General features: G+C 64.4%; 18 protein-coding genes. 11 read left to right on the top strand and 7 right to left on the bottom strand.

From position 1 onward, the window contains the following. Window positions 1-341: 341 nt before the first annotated feature. The 4 genes from rpsF to rplI all read left to right on the top strand — a co-directional run bounded on the left by rpsF (window position 342) and on the right by rplI (window position 2,133). On the top strand, window positions 342-647 hold the full coding sequence (gene rpsF / locus AC1DIM_RS14155) for a 30S ribosomal protein S6 (RefSeq protein WP_477711133.1): 306 nt from the start codon (window positions 342-344) through the stop codon (window positions 645-647). A 73-nt stretch (window positions 648-720) separates the two neighbouring features. Beyond that, window positions 721-1,299, top strand: coding sequence for a single-stranded DNA-binding protein (locus AC1DIM_RS14150; protein WP_131132000.1), 579 nt, complete (start codon window positions 721-723; stop codon window positions 1,297-1,299). A 124-nt stretch (window positions 1,300-1,423) separates the two neighbouring features. Then, window positions 1,424-1,663 carry a 30S ribosomal protein S18 gene (rpsR, locus tag AC1DIM_RS14145; protein WP_003800144.1) on the top strand — a complete coding sequence of 80 codons (240 nt, stop codon included), beginning with the start codon at window positions 1,424-1,426 and terminating at the stop codon, window positions 1,661-1,663. Window positions 1,664-1,680: 17 nt separating this feature from the next. Further along, window positions 1,681-2,133, top strand: coding sequence for a 50S ribosomal protein L9 (gene rplI, locus AC1DIM_RS14140; RefSeq protein WP_477711132.1), 453 nt, complete (start codon window positions 1,681-1,683; stop codon window positions 2,131-2,133). A gap of 162 nt (window positions 2,134-2,295) precedes the next feature. Here the strand turns inward: rplI and AC1DIM_RS14135 are convergent, their stop codons facing one another. Further along, complete coding sequence (locus tag AC1DIM_RS14135) at window positions 2,296-2,718, bottom strand: DUF1801 domain-containing protein (protein ID WP_477711131.1); 423 nt, start codon at window positions 2,716-2,718, stop codon at window positions 2,296-2,298. Window positions 2,719-2,801: 83 nt separating this feature from the next. Between AC1DIM_RS14135 and AC1DIM_RS14130 the strand changes: the two genes are divergently transcribed. Further along, entirely contained in the window at window positions 2,802-3,662 is an 861-nt protein-coding gene (locus AC1DIM_RS14130) for a PhzF family phenazine biosynthesis protein (protein WP_477711130.1), read from the top strand. 90 nt (window positions 3,663-3,752) lie between these two features. Then, entirely contained in the window at window positions 3,753-4,379 is a 627-nt protein-coding gene (locus AC1DIM_RS14125; protein WP_477711217.1) for an FMN reductase, read from the top strand. Window positions 4,380-4,466: 87 nt separating this feature from the next. Here AC1DIM_RS14125 and AC1DIM_RS14120 read toward each other — a convergent pair whose 3' ends face one another. After that, a complete protein-coding gene (locus AC1DIM_RS14120; protein WP_477711129.1) occupies window positions 4,467-5,036 on the bottom strand; it encodes a hypothetical protein in 570 nt (189 codons plus the stop codon). Between the two features lie 2 nt (window positions 5,037-5,038). Beyond that, window positions 5,039-5,491 (bottom strand): hypothetical protein, encoded by a 453-nt coding sequence (locus AC1DIM_RS14115; RefSeq protein WP_477711128.1) that lies wholly within the window; start codon window positions 5,489-5,491, stop codon window positions 5,039-5,041. Between the two features lie 671 nt (window positions 5,492-6,162). Here AC1DIM_RS14115 and dnaB point away from each other — a divergent pair. After that, window positions 6,163-7,545 (top strand): replicative DNA helicase, encoded by a 1,383-nt coding sequence (gene dnaB, locus AC1DIM_RS14110; protein ID WP_477711127.1) that lies wholly within the window; start codon window positions 6,163-6,165, stop codon window positions 7,543-7,545. 27 nt (window positions 7,546-7,572) lie between these two features. On the opposite strand, the gene AC1DIM_RS14105 is transcribed toward dnaB, so the two are convergent. Continuing rightward, on the bottom strand, window positions 7,573-8,541 hold the full coding sequence (locus tag AC1DIM_RS14105; protein ID WP_477711126.1) for an acyl-CoA thioesterase: 969 nt from the start codon (window positions 8,539-8,541) through the stop codon (window positions 7,573-7,575). Window positions 8,542-8,720: 179 nt separating this feature from the next. Then, the gene (locus tag AC1DIM_RS14100; protein ID WP_477711125.1) at window positions 8,721-9,155 is read right to left on the bottom strand and encodes a DoxX family protein; all 435 of its coding nucleotides are present in this window, start codon (window positions 9,153-9,155) and stop codon (window positions 8,721-8,723) included. 124 nt (window positions 9,156-9,279) lie between these two features. Here AC1DIM_RS14100 and AC1DIM_RS14095 point away from each other — a divergent pair, with 124 nt between their 5' ends. From AC1DIM_RS14095 to AC1DIM_RS14085, 3 genes are all read left to right on the top strand, one after another. After that, the gene (locus AC1DIM_RS14095; protein WP_477711124.1) at window positions 9,280-10,632 is read left to right on the top strand and encodes an MATE family efflux transporter; all 1,353 of its coding nucleotides are present in this window, start codon (window positions 9,280-9,282) and stop codon (window positions 10,630-10,632) included. Window positions 10,633-10,657: 25 nt separating this feature from the next. Further along, on the top strand, window positions 10,658-11,248 hold the full coding sequence (locus AC1DIM_RS14090) for a hypothetical protein (RefSeq protein WP_477711123.1): 591 nt from the start codon (window positions 10,658-10,660) through the stop codon (window positions 11,246-11,248). A 107-nt stretch (window positions 11,249-11,355) separates the two neighbouring features. Continuing rightward, window positions 11,356-11,727, top strand: a complete 372-nt coding sequence (locus tag AC1DIM_RS14085) for a hypothetical protein (protein WP_477711122.1) — start codon at window positions 11,356-11,358, stop codon at window positions 11,725-11,727. Here AC1DIM_RS14085 and AC1DIM_RS14080 read toward each other — a convergent pair. After that, window positions 11,724-12,299, bottom strand: coding sequence for a CGNR zinc finger domain-containing protein (locus tag AC1DIM_RS14080; RefSeq protein ID WP_477711121.1), 576 nt, complete (start codon window positions 12,297-12,299; stop codon window positions 11,724-11,726). The genes AC1DIM_RS14085 and AC1DIM_RS14080 overlap by 4 nt on opposite strands. A gap of 71 nt (window positions 12,300-12,370) precedes the next feature. Here AC1DIM_RS14080 and AC1DIM_RS14075 point away from each other — a divergent pair, with 71 nt between their 5' ends. After that, complete coding sequence (locus AC1DIM_RS14075; RefSeq protein ID WP_477711120.1) at window positions 12,371-13,372, top strand: EamA family transporter; 1,002 nt, start codon at window positions 12,371-12,373, stop codon at window positions 13,370-13,372. Between the two features lie 102 nt (window positions 13,373-13,474). Here AC1DIM_RS14075 and AC1DIM_RS14070 read toward each other — a convergent pair whose 3' ends face one another. Next, window positions 13,475-13,738, bottom strand: coding sequence for a WXG100 family type VII secretion target (locus AC1DIM_RS14070; protein ID WP_477711119.1), 264 nt, complete (start codon window positions 13,736-13,738; stop codon window positions 13,475-13,477). Between the last annotated feature and the right edge of the window lie 115 nt (window positions 13,739-13,853).

The raw sequence follows: 13,853 nt of genomic DNA, 5'->3' as shown, positions 1-13,853 counted from the left end.
CCCAGCCGATGAATGAAATTTAGCCCGCGAAGGATTGGGCACACCACAGTACTCGTCGGGATGGCCGGACTAGGTAGACCACCTAGGAGTACTCATCTGGCCAGCGGCCCGGTGCGGAGGCAGGTTTTCCACATAGCGGTACTCCGGCTTACGCTCCGGGTCCAAGGGCGCCTACCCTTGAGTCAAGCGCGAATCGCCTATCCGTTCCAAATGSACTAAGATATTGAAGTCTGTGCTGCGCCCTGCCTTCGTTCCGTTGGCCGGGCTCGCATGGCATCGCAAATGAACCTCCTGTTACGGAAATGCCGTAACCGCTTAGCCCAAAGGAGGTGGGTTCACATATGCGTCCTTACGAATTGATGGTAATCATCGACCCCGAGGTCGAAGAGCGTACCGTWGAGCCGTCGCTTCAGAAGTTCCTSAAYGTCATCACSACCGATGGTGGAACCATCGAAAAGGTTGACATCTGGGGCCGYCGYCGSCTSGCTTACGASATCAAGAAGAAGTCCGAAGGTATCTACGCYGTGGTGAACTTCACCGCCAAGCCGGAAACCGCCAAGGAACTTGACCGCCAGTTGTCTCTTAACGAGACCATCATGCGCACCAAGATCACCCGCCCCGAAGAGCAGAAGGTYGTTGCTGAGTAATTTCAGCTCCGATCTTCATTCTTTACCCCGCAGGATCGAATTCTTCATCCAGGATCGAACAAGGAGGCAGTAGATGGCAGGCGAAACCACCATTACGGTCATCGGTAATCTCACCAATGACCCGGAATTGCGGTTCACACCGTCAGGTTCGGCAGTAGCGAACTTCACCATCGCTTCCACCCCACGCACCTTTGACCGCCAGTCCAATGAGTGGAAGGACGGGGAAACCCTGTTCCTCCGCGCTGCGGTATGGCGCGAAGCAGCCGAGAACGTAGCCGAGTCCCTGACCAAGGGCATGCGCGTCATCGTTTCTGGCCGTTTGAAGAGCCGTTCCTACGAAACAAAAGAAGGCGAAAAGCGCACCGTCATTGAGCTCGAAGTCGATGAAATCGGCCCGAGCCTGCGCTACGCCAATGCCAAGGTCAACCGCACCCAGCGCTCCGGCGGTCAGGGTGGGCAAGGTGGCTTCGGCGGCGGCAACAGCGGCGGCGGCTTCGGCGGAGGCAACTCTGGTGGAAACCAGGGCGGCAACTCCGGCGGCGGCTTCGGCGGCGGCAACCAGCAGGCCGCACAGGAAGATCCTTGGGCAACGCCCGGTGTCTCCAACGCGGGCGGCTGGGGCAACGGCCCSGATTCCGAACCTCCCTTCTAAACCAAACTCCAGGCCCGACGCCGGGACCGCCCGGGTGCCGCAACGCACCAGGTGACTGCCGCCGTCGGACCACCACCATCCCGTGGATCAACATCCACGGGCTCCAAAGAATAGGAGCTCCACGATGGCTAAGGCTGAACTCCGTAAGCCCAAACCAAAGTCCAACCCCTTGAAGGCCGCTGACATCACTGTCATCGACTACAAGGACGTAGCATTGCTGCGCAAGTTCATCTCCGACCGCGGAAAGATCCGCGCCCGTCGCGTCACTGGCGTCACGGTGCAGGAACAGCGCAAGATCGCCCAGGCAATCAAGAACGCCCGCGAAGTTGCTCTGCTGCCCTACTCCGGCGCTGGCCGCGGCTAAGGAAGGGACTGACTAACATGGCAAAGCTCATTCTGACCCACGAAGTAACCGGTCTCGGTGCCGCTGGCGACGTTGTCGAGGTCAAGGACGGTTACGCACGTAACTACCTGCTGCCCCGCAACTTCGCCCTGACCTGGTCGAAGGGTGGCGAGAAGCAGGTTGAGTCCATCAAGACTGCCCGTGCCGCCCGCGAGCACGCTTCCCTGGAAGATGCTCAGAAGCAGGCCGCTGCTCTCTCCGCCAAGCCGGTCAAGCTCGTCGTCAAGGCTGGCGAGACCGGACGACTGTTCGGCACTGTCAAGCAGGCCGACGTCGCCGACGCTGTTGAGGCCGCTGGCCTTGGCAAAATCGACAAGCGCAAGGTTGAACTGCCGGCACACATCAAGTCGGTTGGTTCCTACCAGGCCAACGTCCGCCTCCACGCTGACGTTGCCGCTGTGATCGAACTCGACGTAGTCAGCGGCAAGTAGTCTTTTTGGCTACGCGTTCCTGAACTGCGGGAAACCCCCGTTGCCCTAACCGGCGGCGGGGGTTTTCCTTTTAACCCCAACGCGGGGGGTCGGTTAGTGCCAAATTTTGGCTCCGCAAGAGCATTAAGTGACTTCGCGTTGCATTGCCGGGGGCTTGGGCAGTCAGGGGCTGTGGAGGACCGTGGTCACGTGCCGGTAGCCTGTTCTGATCATTTCTGCCAGCACTGCCTCGTCCACGTCCTCGAGCTTGTTCACGTACAGGCAGCCCGCGCCGGTCTTGTGTTTTCCGAGCCGGGCCAGCAGTTCAGCGGCCTCCGGCCCGTAGGTCAGCCCGTACAGTGAGAGGCTGGCCTTCCGCGGGGAAAAGCCCACGGCTGCCGCGTCGCCTTCCCTGCCGCTCCCGTACTTGTAGTGGTACCTTCCGAAGCCGACGATGGTCGGTCCCCACATTTCGGGCTCTTCGCCGGTAATGTCCTTCATCATTTCCAGCAGCCGCAGGCCGTCCCGGTGCCTGACCGGATGCTCCACTGCGGCCAGGAATTCGTCCACTGACGCGCCGGTTACCTGTGTTTTGTTCTCAGCCATGACCGAAGTTTGGCAGAGCCCGGCGCACTTGTCAGGCGCGCCGCTCCGGTTGCCGGTTTCGACGCGGGTGATAGCCTGCGGCGGTGAGCCCGAACCCTTCCCCCGCGCCCCGCCGTCGTCCGTTCACCCAGATGGACGTCTTCACGGACGAACCGTACCGGGGCAATCCGCTGGCGGTAGTGCTTGAAGCCGCGGACCTCACCACGGAACAGATGCAGCAATTCGCCAACTGGACCAACCTTTCAGAGACCACATTCCTGCTGCCGCCCACGCACGCGGATGCCGACTACCGGGTCCGCATCTTCACTGGCCACGAGGAGTTTCCTTTTGCCGGCCATCCCACGCTTGGATCGGCGCAGGCGTGGCTGGACGCCGGCGGCATCCCGAAGCAGGACGGCGTGGTGGTCCAGGAATGTGCAGCCGGTCTGGTCCGCGTGAAGCGCGACGGCGGACGGTTGGCGTTCGCTGCGCCGCCACTGACGCGCTCCGGAACGGTTGCGGAAGCGGACATGGCCCGGATCGCGGACGGCCTCCGGCTGCCCTGCCACGCGCTGCTGGACGGCTCCTGGCTGGTCAACGGCCCCGAGTGGATCGGCGTGCTTTTGGCGTCCGCCCGGCAGGTACTGGGCATCAGGCCGGACTTCACGGCCCTGGGTGACCTGAAAGTTGGCGTGATTGGCCCTCATGCCGCCGACGCGGAAGCAGACTTCGAAGTTCGCACCTTCATCCCTGGTGACGCAGCAGTCGAGGACCCCGTCACGGGCAGCTTCAACGCCGGCGCCGCGCAATGGCTGATCGGCAGTGGCCGCGCACCGTCGTCATACGTGGCCGCGCAGGGTACGGCGCTGGGCCGGACGGGTCGGATCCATGTGGAGGCTGAGGGCAGCGACATCTGGGTAGGCGGCAGTTCCGCCGCGCGCATCAGTGGAACGGTACTGCTCTAGCCAGGGCGGAATAAACGCGGGACGCCTCCAGTTACCTTGATACATGCAAACACATGTAGCGTCGTTTGTAACGAACCTGAGGAGTCCATGGTGGAAACCCGCCGCATTACCGTACTGTCCGCCGGCCTGGGTGTGCCGTCCTCGAGCCGTCTGCTCGCGGACCAGCTCGCCGCTGCCGCAGGGCACGAGCTGACGGACGCCGGCTACCAGGTGACGGTGGACGTGGTTGAGCTTCGCGACCTCGCTGTGGACATTGCCAACAACTTCGTCACCGGCTACGCGGCTCCCCGCCTCGCCGACGTCATCGCCGGCGTGGAAGCCTCTGACGGCATCATCGCGGTGAGCCCTGTGTTCAGCGCGTCCTACAGCGGCCTGTTCAAATCCTTCATTGACGTCCTGGACCCCAAGTCCCTCGAAGGCAAGGCGGTCCTGCTGGGTGCCACCGGCGGCACCGACCGTCACCAGATGGTGCTGGAGTACGCCATGCGGCCGCTGTTCAGCTACCTTCGGGCCCGAATGACCGCAACCGCAGTATTTGCCGGACCCCAGGACTGGGGAAACACCGACGACGGCGCCTCCCCTCTCTCCGATCGGGTGCAGCGGGCGGCGTCAGAGTTCGCCGCGCTCCTGAAGGGTGCGCAGCCGGGCCGGAAGCCGGCTGTGGCGGAATCCCTGCCATTTGAGCAGCTGCTGGCTGGTATCTCCGGCGGAAGGTAGCATCTTCCCCTCCGCGCCCAAGGCGATGGCGGCCGAATTCACAGCCGGTCCGAGGGAAAGAACTGTGGCCGAGCGGCCCCTCCGACTCTAATCGTCGAGGAGGGCGATGAACTCGCGGGCCTGCTTCAGGGAAATATCAGAGTGCTTGGTGAGCGCCGTGGCCGCGCCCTCAATGTCGCCGCTGCGCGCCAGGGTGCGGATCCGCCCGTAGATTTCATCGTTGAGCATGTTGCTGCTGACCTCCCGGGTGACGTCGCCCTTACTCGCAATGGCGCGGTAACGGTACGGGAACCGCTGGGGCGTATCGTCGTCGGCCTCAAGGTCCGCCGCCTGTGCCTGCGGGCCGCGGTATGGCTGGGGGTGGGCGGCCAGGGCCCCTACGGCGTCCCGGGAGGCCCGCAAGCCATCACCTGTGGACTCGTAGTAGAACTTGATGGCAGCCATCGCCTGCCCCTGTGCAATCAGCGCATACAGCCTCTGGTGCTGCTCCTCGTTAAGCTTGGCGGCGGCCAGGCGGGCTAACTCGGACGCATCCGGTGCCGGGACTGTTCCGGCCTCCCTGGCGGACGCCTGCCTCTTGCCGATCGCGCGGGCTGCCAATGCAACGCCGGCGGCCACGACCGCGAGGATGATAACGGGGATCACGAGCGATTCCATTTCTAAAGCCGATCTATGTACTTCTTGGCGGTGGCCAGGTCGGTGTGGGTTGTTTGGCGCAGGAGCTTGATGGCCTGGATCTTATGGCCGTCACGGGCCATCGTCTGGAGCTGCATGGCAAGCTGCGGATCGAACAGGCCGCCGGGCAGCGAATGCCCGTGCGCTCCGGCACCCTGGCCGGAGTTCGCCCGCAGTGCGGCGCGGGCGTGATCCTCCTGCTGCGACTGCTGCTGCTCGTTCTGGCTTGGGCGGGTATTCCCTTCGAGCCGGGCGCGCACGGCCGTTGCCAACCGCACCTGCTCAGCGTAGTGGGCAGCCGAGCGCCGGGCGAGGTCCTGCTGGTACTTTTCGGCATCGGAGGTTCCGCTGTCGCGCGGCCTCAGGGCCGTTGTGAGCGTCCATAGGACTGCCACCAGGATCCCGGCCGGCAGTAGCACCATCAGTATGTCGCCCATGCTTAGAGCTTATGCCAGATGGCCGTTATCCACAGCACATTCGTTGAGTCGCATACAGCGGATCGGGCCTGCGGTCAAAATTTGGCCGAAGTGTCAGGTTCATCACCAAAGCAGCATGAACCGGCGCCTGAAGGACCGCAAAAGCGTCAGCCTTCCCATGGCGCCGGGCTCCAAGCTGTGGATGAAGGTTTCGCAAAAAAATATTTAGTCCACATGCGCTGACCGGCATTTTCGCAGGTCAGACGTCCAAGGCGCGGCAAAGTTTTTTTGTTTCCACAGGTTCATGCACAGGCTGTGCACAAGCAATGCCACGTAGTACACAGGTTATCCACAGGCCGGAGCGGTGACTGGCTTGGAGGCTGGAGCGGGGGCGGCTACCGTTGCGGGATACCTGTATTTGGGAGTGATGGAACGCGCCGCCAGCAAGGTGGGGCCACTGCCACGGGCTTCCTTTCCGGCGGAGCCGCACCTTCTGTGGATAACCTGTGGATTATGGGGATAACTCCCGTGCGCGCCGCGATCGACGCATTTGGAGCGGGGCGGTCTACGTTGTCAGTGGCCGCTGGTAGACCTGAATGTAGGCCGTCCTGTTGGGGTTCAGCAGGTCGGCTCCCGGCAGGATGAATGACTTACGTGGCGCGCATCGCGGCACACAACGGAGGACGGCAGCTTTGTCAGTAACGCACCTGGACTCGATCGAGGGTACCCGCGGATCGGAAACGAGCCGAAAGCCGCCCCAGGACATTCCGGCAGAACAGTCTGTGCTTGGCGGCATGATGCTCTCCAAGGATGCCATTGCCGACGTAGTGGAAATCCTCCGCGGGCAGGACTTCTACAGGCCCGCGCACGAGACCATTTATGAAGCGATCATTGACCTTTACGGCCGGGGTGAGCCCGCCGACGCCGTGACTGTCTCGGACGAACTGACCAAGCGCGCGGAGATCAACAGGATCGGTGGGCCCGCCTACCTGCACGAGCTCATCCAGACCGTACCTACTGCCGCCAACGCCGGATACTACGCCGAGATTGTGGCCGAGCGCGCCGTCCTGCGCAGGCTGGTGAACGCCGGAACCAAGATCGTCCAACTGGGCTATGGTTCCGACGGCGAGGTGGAGGACCTGGTCAACCAGGCGCAGGCCGAGGTTTACGCCGTAGCGGAGCGGCGCACAGCAGAGGACTACGTTGTCCTTAAGGACGTCATGGAGGCCACGGTTGATGAGATCGAGGCCTCCGGACACCGCGGCGAAGGAATGACTGGTGTCCCCACAGGTTTTTACGAGCTCGACGAGCTCACCCATGGCCTGCACCCGGGCCAGATGATCGTCATCGCCGCCCGCCCCGCCGTCGGCAAGTCCACGTTCGCCCTGGACTTCGCCCGGTCGGCAGCCATCAAGAACAACCTGGCCACGGTGATGTTCTCGCTCGAAATGGGCCGGAACGAGATCGCGATGCGTCTCCTGTCCGCCGAGGCGACCATCGGGCTCCAGGACCTGCGCAAGGGGACCATCAAGGACGAGCAGTGGTCCAAAATCGCCACCACCATGGGCCGGATGAACGATGCCCCGCTCTTCATCGACGACAGCCCCAACATGTCGCTGATGGAGATCAGGGCAAAGTGCCGCCGCCTCAAGCAGCAGCACGACCTCAAGCTCGTGATCCTGGACTACCTGCAGCTCATGAGCTCGGGCAAGAAGGTGGAGTCACGCCAGCAGGAAGTCTCGGAGTTCTCCCGCGCGCTCAAGCTGCTGGCCAAGGAACTCCAGGTCCCGGTCATCGCCCTGTCGCAGCTGAACCGTGGCTCCGAGCAGCGCCAGGATAAGAGGCCCATGGTCTCGGACCTCCGTGAATCGGGCTCCATCGAGCAGGACGCCGACATGGTGATCCTGCTGCACCGTGAAGACGTCTACGACAAGGAGTCCCCGCGGGCCGGCGAGGCGGACATCCTGATCGCCAAGCACCGTAACGGTCCCACCAAGGACATTGTGGTTGCCTTCCAGGGCCACTACTCGCGCTTCGCCAACATGGCTGCCGACGCCGGCGGCAGCGGCTTCTAGGCCGCGTTCGGGGAGAACCCGGTTGACTCAGCCCTGCTGCAGCAGGTGGTTGGGCAGCCGGTTCCCCGGCGCTTTTCCGCGGATCTCAAGCAATTCGCGGGCGTGCGCGTGCAGGCGCTTGTCCTCTTCCGTTACCGGCACCCAGGCGGGGATGGACACCGAGTTACCTTCGGCGTCGCGCGCCACCATCACGGTGAGGCAGTAGGTGGTGAGATTCAGTTCCCCACCCTTCGGGTCTCCCGAGCGGACATGTACGGCGATGTGCATGCCCTTGGTCCCGGTGTAGACCAGCCGGGCTTCGACTTCCACCACGTGACCGATCAGCAGCGGCCGGTAGAAGCGGACACCGCCGGAGAACACCGCCACGGTGTCCTTCCCGCAATACCGCGAGGCGCAGACGTAGGCGGCTTCATCGATCCACTTCATCACGATGCCGCCGTGGACTTTGCCGCCCCAGTTCACATCCGTGGGGGCTGCCATGAACCGCAAGGTCACGCGCTCGGCCGTTCCGGCGTCGGTATATTCTTGCGCGTTCATGGCTTCGACGATCTGTTCACGGATCCCGATCCGCGCCAGCGCGTGATCGCGCTCTTCGATCTCTGCCGGGGTGACAGGCTCGAACGGTTTCACGGGGACGGGCTTGCCGTCGTTACCGACCGCCACGAAGATCACCATGCACTGGCTGCGCATCGTGGCAGGGCCGCCCTTGGGATCGCCGGACGAAACCACCGTGCGGATATGCATGGAGGAACGGCCGGTGTACACGATGGTCGCTTCCACCTCCACCATGTCCCCGCTGTTCACCGGGTCTGCGAAGTGAATGTTGCCGACGTAGGCGGTGACGCAGTAGGACTTTGCCCAGCCCACCGCGGCGGCGTAGGCGGCTTTGTCCACCCATTCGAGGACGGTGCCGGCGTCCACTGAGCCGCTGTGGCCAACGTCGGTGGGTGCTGCCAGGAAGCGCAGGGTGACGGAATTTGCCGCGGTCTCAGTCATGCTGCCCACATTAGAGCGTGCGCCCGGTCCGCCCCACTTGTGACGCATCCATGCCCGCCGGAAACGCTCTCTTAGTCAACTGGCTTAAATACGATGCGCTCTCTCACTTTCCTGAAGAAAGTGAGAGAGCGCATCGGGAAAACCCACATTAGGTGAGAGAGCGTCGGGGTGGGAGGTTTTTAGGCGAGGACTGCCAGTTTGTTGTCCATGCGGCCGAACACTGCGCGGTCCACGGAAATGCGGCCGGCGCCGGTGAGGGCCAGGGCCAGGGCGGCTGCACCCAGGAGCAATACGAGTTCGTACCCGCCCTTGTCGGCGTAAACGCCGGCGGCGGCGTGTACCAGGACGAGCGCACCGATCATGTCCACGGCCAGCAGGGCCGCAACAACGCGGGTCAGTACGCCCAGGATGAGCGCTATGCCGCCGGCCAGTTCGAGGCCTGCGACCAGGGGTGCGGTCAGGTTGGCTGCGGGCACGCCCATCTGGGCAAAGGCGGCCTGGGTGCCCGCGATGGTCCACTCGTTGAACTTCTGCCAGCCGTGGGCGGCAAAGAGGAAGCCAAGGGCGACGCGCAGGATGGTCAGGGCGGAGGTGGTGAGGCGTGACTGGTTCATATTTCGAGTGTCCCGCACGATTGGTTGAAGTGTCAACCAAGCCGGGCCTTTTGTGTTCTTTGTCATGACTCGGGGCGTCACGGAAGCCGGGCACCCACTCAAAGCCCGCCATTAAGCTGGCAGTGTGCCGAACCAATCCTCCGTTGCCGCCGTGGCGCGCCCCGCCAGCTCCGCCCGGGACATACTGCGGCTGGCAGTCCCCGCGTTTGGTGCGCTGATTGCCGAGCCCCTTTTCCTCCTCGCGGATTCGGCCATCGTGGGACATTTGGGTGTTGCCCAACTGGCGGGAGTGGGGCTCGCCTCCGCGGTGCTGCACACCGCCGTCGGCCTGATGATCTTCCTCGCCTACTCCACTACCCCTGCGGTGGCCCGGGCAATGGGCCACGGTCAGTTGAGCAAGGCCCTCGCCGCAGGGCGCGACGGCGTCTGGCTGGCTTTGCTGCTGGGCTTTGCCCTGGCGGTGGCAGGGTTTTGGGCTGCCGAACCACTGGTAACGCTGATGGGGGCGGAAGGCGACGTGCGGACTTTCGCCGTGGACTATCTGCGCTGGTCCATGCCCGGCCTGGTGGCGATGCTGCTGATCTTTGCCGGAACGGGCGTGCTCCGCGGGCTTCAGGACACCCGGACGCCGCTGGTGGTGGCCACGGCAGGCTTTGCCCTGAATATCCTGCTCAATCTGTGGCTGGTCTATGGCCTCGGCTGGTCGGTGGCCGGCTCGGCGATAGGCACCAGCGTGGCGCAGTGGGTCATGGCTGCCGTTTACCTGGTGATGGTCCAGCGGAATGCTGCAAGGCATGGCGTCAGCCTGATGCCCGATTGGCGCGGCATCCGGGCCATGACCCGCGTCGGTTCCTGGCTGATGCTCCGCACGCTCAGCCTGCGCATCGCCATCCTGGCCACTGTCTTTGTGGTCACGGGCCAGGGTGCTGTCAACCTCGCGGCACACCAGTTGGCCATGACTATTTTCTCGTTCCTCGCTTTTGCCCTCGATGCCCTCGCGATCGCAGCACAGGCCCTGATCGGCAAGGAGCTGGGCGCGTCAAACCCGGCAAACGCGCGCCTGCTGACACGCACGATGATTCGCTGGGGTACCGGATTCGGCGTCATTACCGGGGCGCTGCTGGCCGTCGCGGCACCGTGGGCGGGAGCCCTGTTCACCACGGACGCCGGCGTCCAGTCCGCCCTGATGTACGCCTTGTGGATCCTTGCGGCCGGCCAGCCCATCGCCGGCTACGTTTTTGTCCTGGACGGCGTGCTGATCGGAGCCGGCGATGCCAGGTACCTTGCACTGGCGGGGGTGGCGAACCTGGCCGTCTACGCCCCGCTGCTGGTAACCGTCGCTGTCGCCGGCGGATCCGGGCCGGCCGGGCTCGCCTGGTTGTGGGCGGCTTTTGCCGTGGGCTACATGGCCGCCCGCGCCGTCACGCTGGGCCTCCGCGCCCGGTCGGACCGCTGGATGGTGCTGGGTTCGCCTTAGGACCCGCTCCCACTAAACTGGACCGGTGAACCAACCACTGACCCGTGCAGACTCAGCCGCAAACACCGCCCAGCTGGCTGACCTGTGGAAACCGGTATTGCTCCGCGCCCTCGTGGCACTGGCCTTCGGTGCCCTGACCGTTTTCTGGCCTTCACCGTCAGTGCAGGTCATGGGCTGGGCGGGCGGGCTATACCTGCTGGCCACCGGTCTGCTCCTGCTCTGGGGGATCCCGAAGACGGGCTACACGCGGGACCGGATGCCCGGCAAGATCCTCTCCGCTGCAGGGGCTGCCCTGACCGGGGCGGGCGCTGCGCTGGTACTGCTGCACGGAGACAGGGTCTTCGGCGCCGTCGCGGCCCTGGGCCTCGGCGTGGCCGGAGCGGTGGAGCTTTATTGCGGTATCCGGCACCGCGGCCGGCATGTGCTTGCCCGCGACTGGATCGCCTCGGGCATCATCGGACTCGGCACTGCGGCGATTCTTCCCTTTTTCATCAGCCTGGGAGCCCACGCCCTGCTCGGCGTCGCCGGCGGCGGGGCCATCATCTCCGGTGTGTTGTGGGTCCTGTCCGGGCTGACCCTCAGGCACGATGCCCGGGGCGCCGCCCGGAAGCCGTAAACTAGAAGCAGACCGTTCTACCCGGCGTAGAAAATGTGCCGGGCGGGGACATCCCAATACATTCGAAACCAGCAGGCCCACCCGGCCTGGCTGTAGGAGGAAATATCGTGGCAGACCAGCAACCAGGCAAACCGCGCAGGCTGCGGACCTCGGTGAAGGGGCCGCTGATGTTCTCCGCGTTCTGGGCCATCCTCGCCTTTGTTTCAGTGTTGATTTTTGCGTCCGGCGGCAGCGCCAAGACCCCACGCTTCGATCTTGCCTTTACCGGGGCCGGCATCGCTTTCATTGTCACGCTGGTGATAGCGGCCATGCTTTCCATGAGCTACAAGGAAAACGCCGAACACCTGGGCAAGGGCTCCGGAGTCAACCTCAGCTCGGCCAAGAAGCCCTCACATGGATTCGGCGGGAACACCCCGGGCCAGACGGGCGGCTCTTCGGAAACGCCCGATGCCGGCGGCCCGGATACCAGCCGCTCCTAGTTTCCTAAAACCCCGCCCGCCACCGTCCGGCCCGCTGTCGCCTGCCGTGCCCGGTAGGCCGCAACGTGTGCCCGGTTGGCGCAGTTCCCGGTGTCGCAGTACCTCTTGGACCGGTTTCGACTCAGGTCCAGTACAACGGCGTCGCAGTCCTCCGCCGCGCAGACCAGCATGCGGTCCATCTCCTTACTGCGAATGACGTCCACCAGCGCCATGGCGGCCTCCGTCCCCATCCGGTCGGCTAGCGGGGCCTCTCCGGTGGTGGCGTGCAGATGCCAGTCCCATCCGTCGTGCTTTCTCAGCTGGGGGAGCGCGCTGGCCTCGCGCAGCAGCCGGTTGACGCCAGCCACCGCAGTGTCCTCATCCGCGGTCCACAATGCAGTCAGCCGGCCGCGCAGCTCGTGTACGCTCGCCAGTTCCGCGCTGTCGCGGGTGCGGGAGCCGCTGAACCGCTCAGCGTCAAGGAACTCATCCAGGCTGGCCACTGTAGCCAGGCCTTCGCGTCCGTTCGCCGCCGTGTTGATCAGGTTGACCACCGTGCGGAGGGCAATTTCGGTGTCAGGGGCAAAGACCATCTTGACTCCTTACTGAGGCCGGGCGTAGTGTCAGGACCATAACCACACTTTACTCCTGACAGGAGGCGCCGGTGTCCGCCGCCCGCAACCCCGCAGCCGCGCGGGGATTCCTTGGCTCCGGCCTGGGGATCGCACTGTTCTCTTCCGCCGTCTTTGGACTCTCCGGCTCCTTTGCCAAGGCGCTCTTGGAGTCGGGCTGGTCACCCGGCGCGGCGGTGACCGCGCGCCTGACCGGTGCCGCGCTGATACTCGCCATTCCGGCGGCCCTGGCCCTGCGGGGGCGGTGGCACCAGCTACGGGACAACTGGGTCACCATCAGCCTTTTTGGCCTGATCGGGGTGGCCGCCTGCCAACTCTTCTACTTCAACGCCGTGGCACGCCTCTCCGTGGGGGTGGCGCTGCTGCTTGAGTACCTGGCCCCGGTCCTCATTGTGCTGTGGCTCTGGGTAGCCAGCCGCAAACGGCCGCGGGCCTGGACCATTGGCGGAACCGTGCTGTCACTCGGAGGCCTGGTGCTGGTGCTGGACCTCACGGGGGCAGTGAAAATTGACGTCGTCGGGGTCCTTTGGGGGTTGGCAGCTGCGGTTTGCCTGGCCATCTACTTTTTCATCACGGCGAAGGAGAACGATTCGCTGCCGCCGATCGTCCTGGCATCGGCCGGGCTGTTGGTGGGTGCGGCGGTAATGTGGCTGGCCGCATCAACGGGGCTGCTTCCCATGGATTTCAGTACTGCGGACACCCGGCTCGGCCCCTGGATTGCGCCCTGGTGGGCTGCCTTGGCCGGACTGGTCATATTGGCGACTGTCCTGGCCTACGTTTCCGGCATCATGGCTGCCCGCGCGCTCGGCTCCAAGGTGGCGTCCTTCGTCTCGCTGACTGAAGTGCTGTTCGCCGTGATCTGGGCCTGGCTGCTGCTGGGCGAACTGCCGGGTGCCATTCAGCTTCTGGGCGGTGTGTTGATTGTTGCCGGCGTCGTCCTGGTGCGGCTCGATGAGCTGCGCTCCAGCGCTGCGGTTCCCGTGGGAACGGCCGCGCCGCTGGATCACGCGAACGACGTCGAGCCTGTCCCCTGAGCCCGCCGCGGCGCGCTACCTGATTGCCGCACCGCCAGTGGCCACGCCATTTAACGCCCGGGGGCCCGGACAGTGTCCGGGCCCCGGTCAAACAAAGCCGGCCTAGCGTGAAGCCTGGTCCTGCTCGTTGGCGTTCCTGGTGGCCTTCTGACCGGCATCCTTCAGCGCCTGGATAACCTGGTTCAGAGCACTGCTATGCGTGCCGGACCACTCCCTGCGGAAGACCGTCGCGTCCGGGCCCTCCCACCTGGTGCCATCGAGCAGACGGGTGAGGTTGCTCCGCTGCTGCTCGATCTCCGAAGCCCCGGCCTGCAGCTTCGTGCCAAGAGTCCTGAGCTGCTCAACATCTGCGCCCCAAATAGCCATCAGTTTCTCCTCATAAGTCATCGGATCCGATCCAGATCGGCATCCCCCGCGGCCCCCGGCTCATCCGGAAGATCMATTGCCCCCAACCTAACCCGGCCCCGGAAACCCGTCGATG

The organism is Pseudarthrobacter sp. 01T43, from assembly GCF_056398665.1.
The sequence above is the reverse complement of the archived record's forward strand: the minus strand, read 5'-3'. Positions and strand labels throughout refer to the sequence as shown.

What these genes read in the sequence shown, in the direction of transcription:
- AC1DIM_RS14135 (WP_477711131.1), bottom strand. Translation starts at nt 2,718, where the DNA reads ATGGCTGAGAACAAAACACAGGTAACCGGCGCGTCAGTGGACGAATTC.
- rplI (WP_477711132.1), top strand. Translation starts at nt 1,681, where the DNA reads ATGGCAAAGCTCATTCTGACCCACGAAGTAACCGGTCTCGGTGCCGCT.
- AC1DIM_RS14080 (WP_477711121.1), bottom strand. Translation starts at nt 12,299, where the DNA reads ATGGTCTTTGCCCCTGACACCGAAATTGCCCTCCGCACGGTGGTCAAC.
- AC1DIM_RS14105 (WP_477711126.1), bottom strand. Translation starts at nt 8,541, where the DNA reads ATGACTGAGACCGCGGCAAATTCCGTCACCCTGCGCTTCCTGGCAGCA.
- AC1DIM_RS14120 (WP_477711129.1), bottom strand. Translation starts at nt 5,036, where the DNA reads ATGGAATCGCTCGTGATCCCCGTTATCATCCTCGCGGTCGTGGCCGCC.
- AC1DIM_RS14100 (WP_477711125.1), bottom strand. Translation starts at nt 9,155, where the DNA reads ATGAACCAGTCACGCCTCACCACCTCCGCCCTGACCATCCTGCGCGTC.
- AC1DIM_RS14070 (WP_477711119.1), bottom strand. Translation starts at nt 13,738, where the DNA reads ATGGCTATTTGGGGCGCAGATGTTGAGCAGCTCAGGACTCTTGGCACG.
- AC1DIM_RS14115 (WP_477711128.1), bottom strand. Translation starts at nt 5,491, where the DNA reads ATGGGCGACATACTGATGGTGCTACTGCCGGCCGGGATCCTGGTGGCA.
- rpsR (WP_003800144.1), top strand. Translation starts at nt 1,424, where the DNA reads ATGGCTAAGGCTGAACTCCGTAAGCCCAAACCAAAGTCCAACCCCTTG.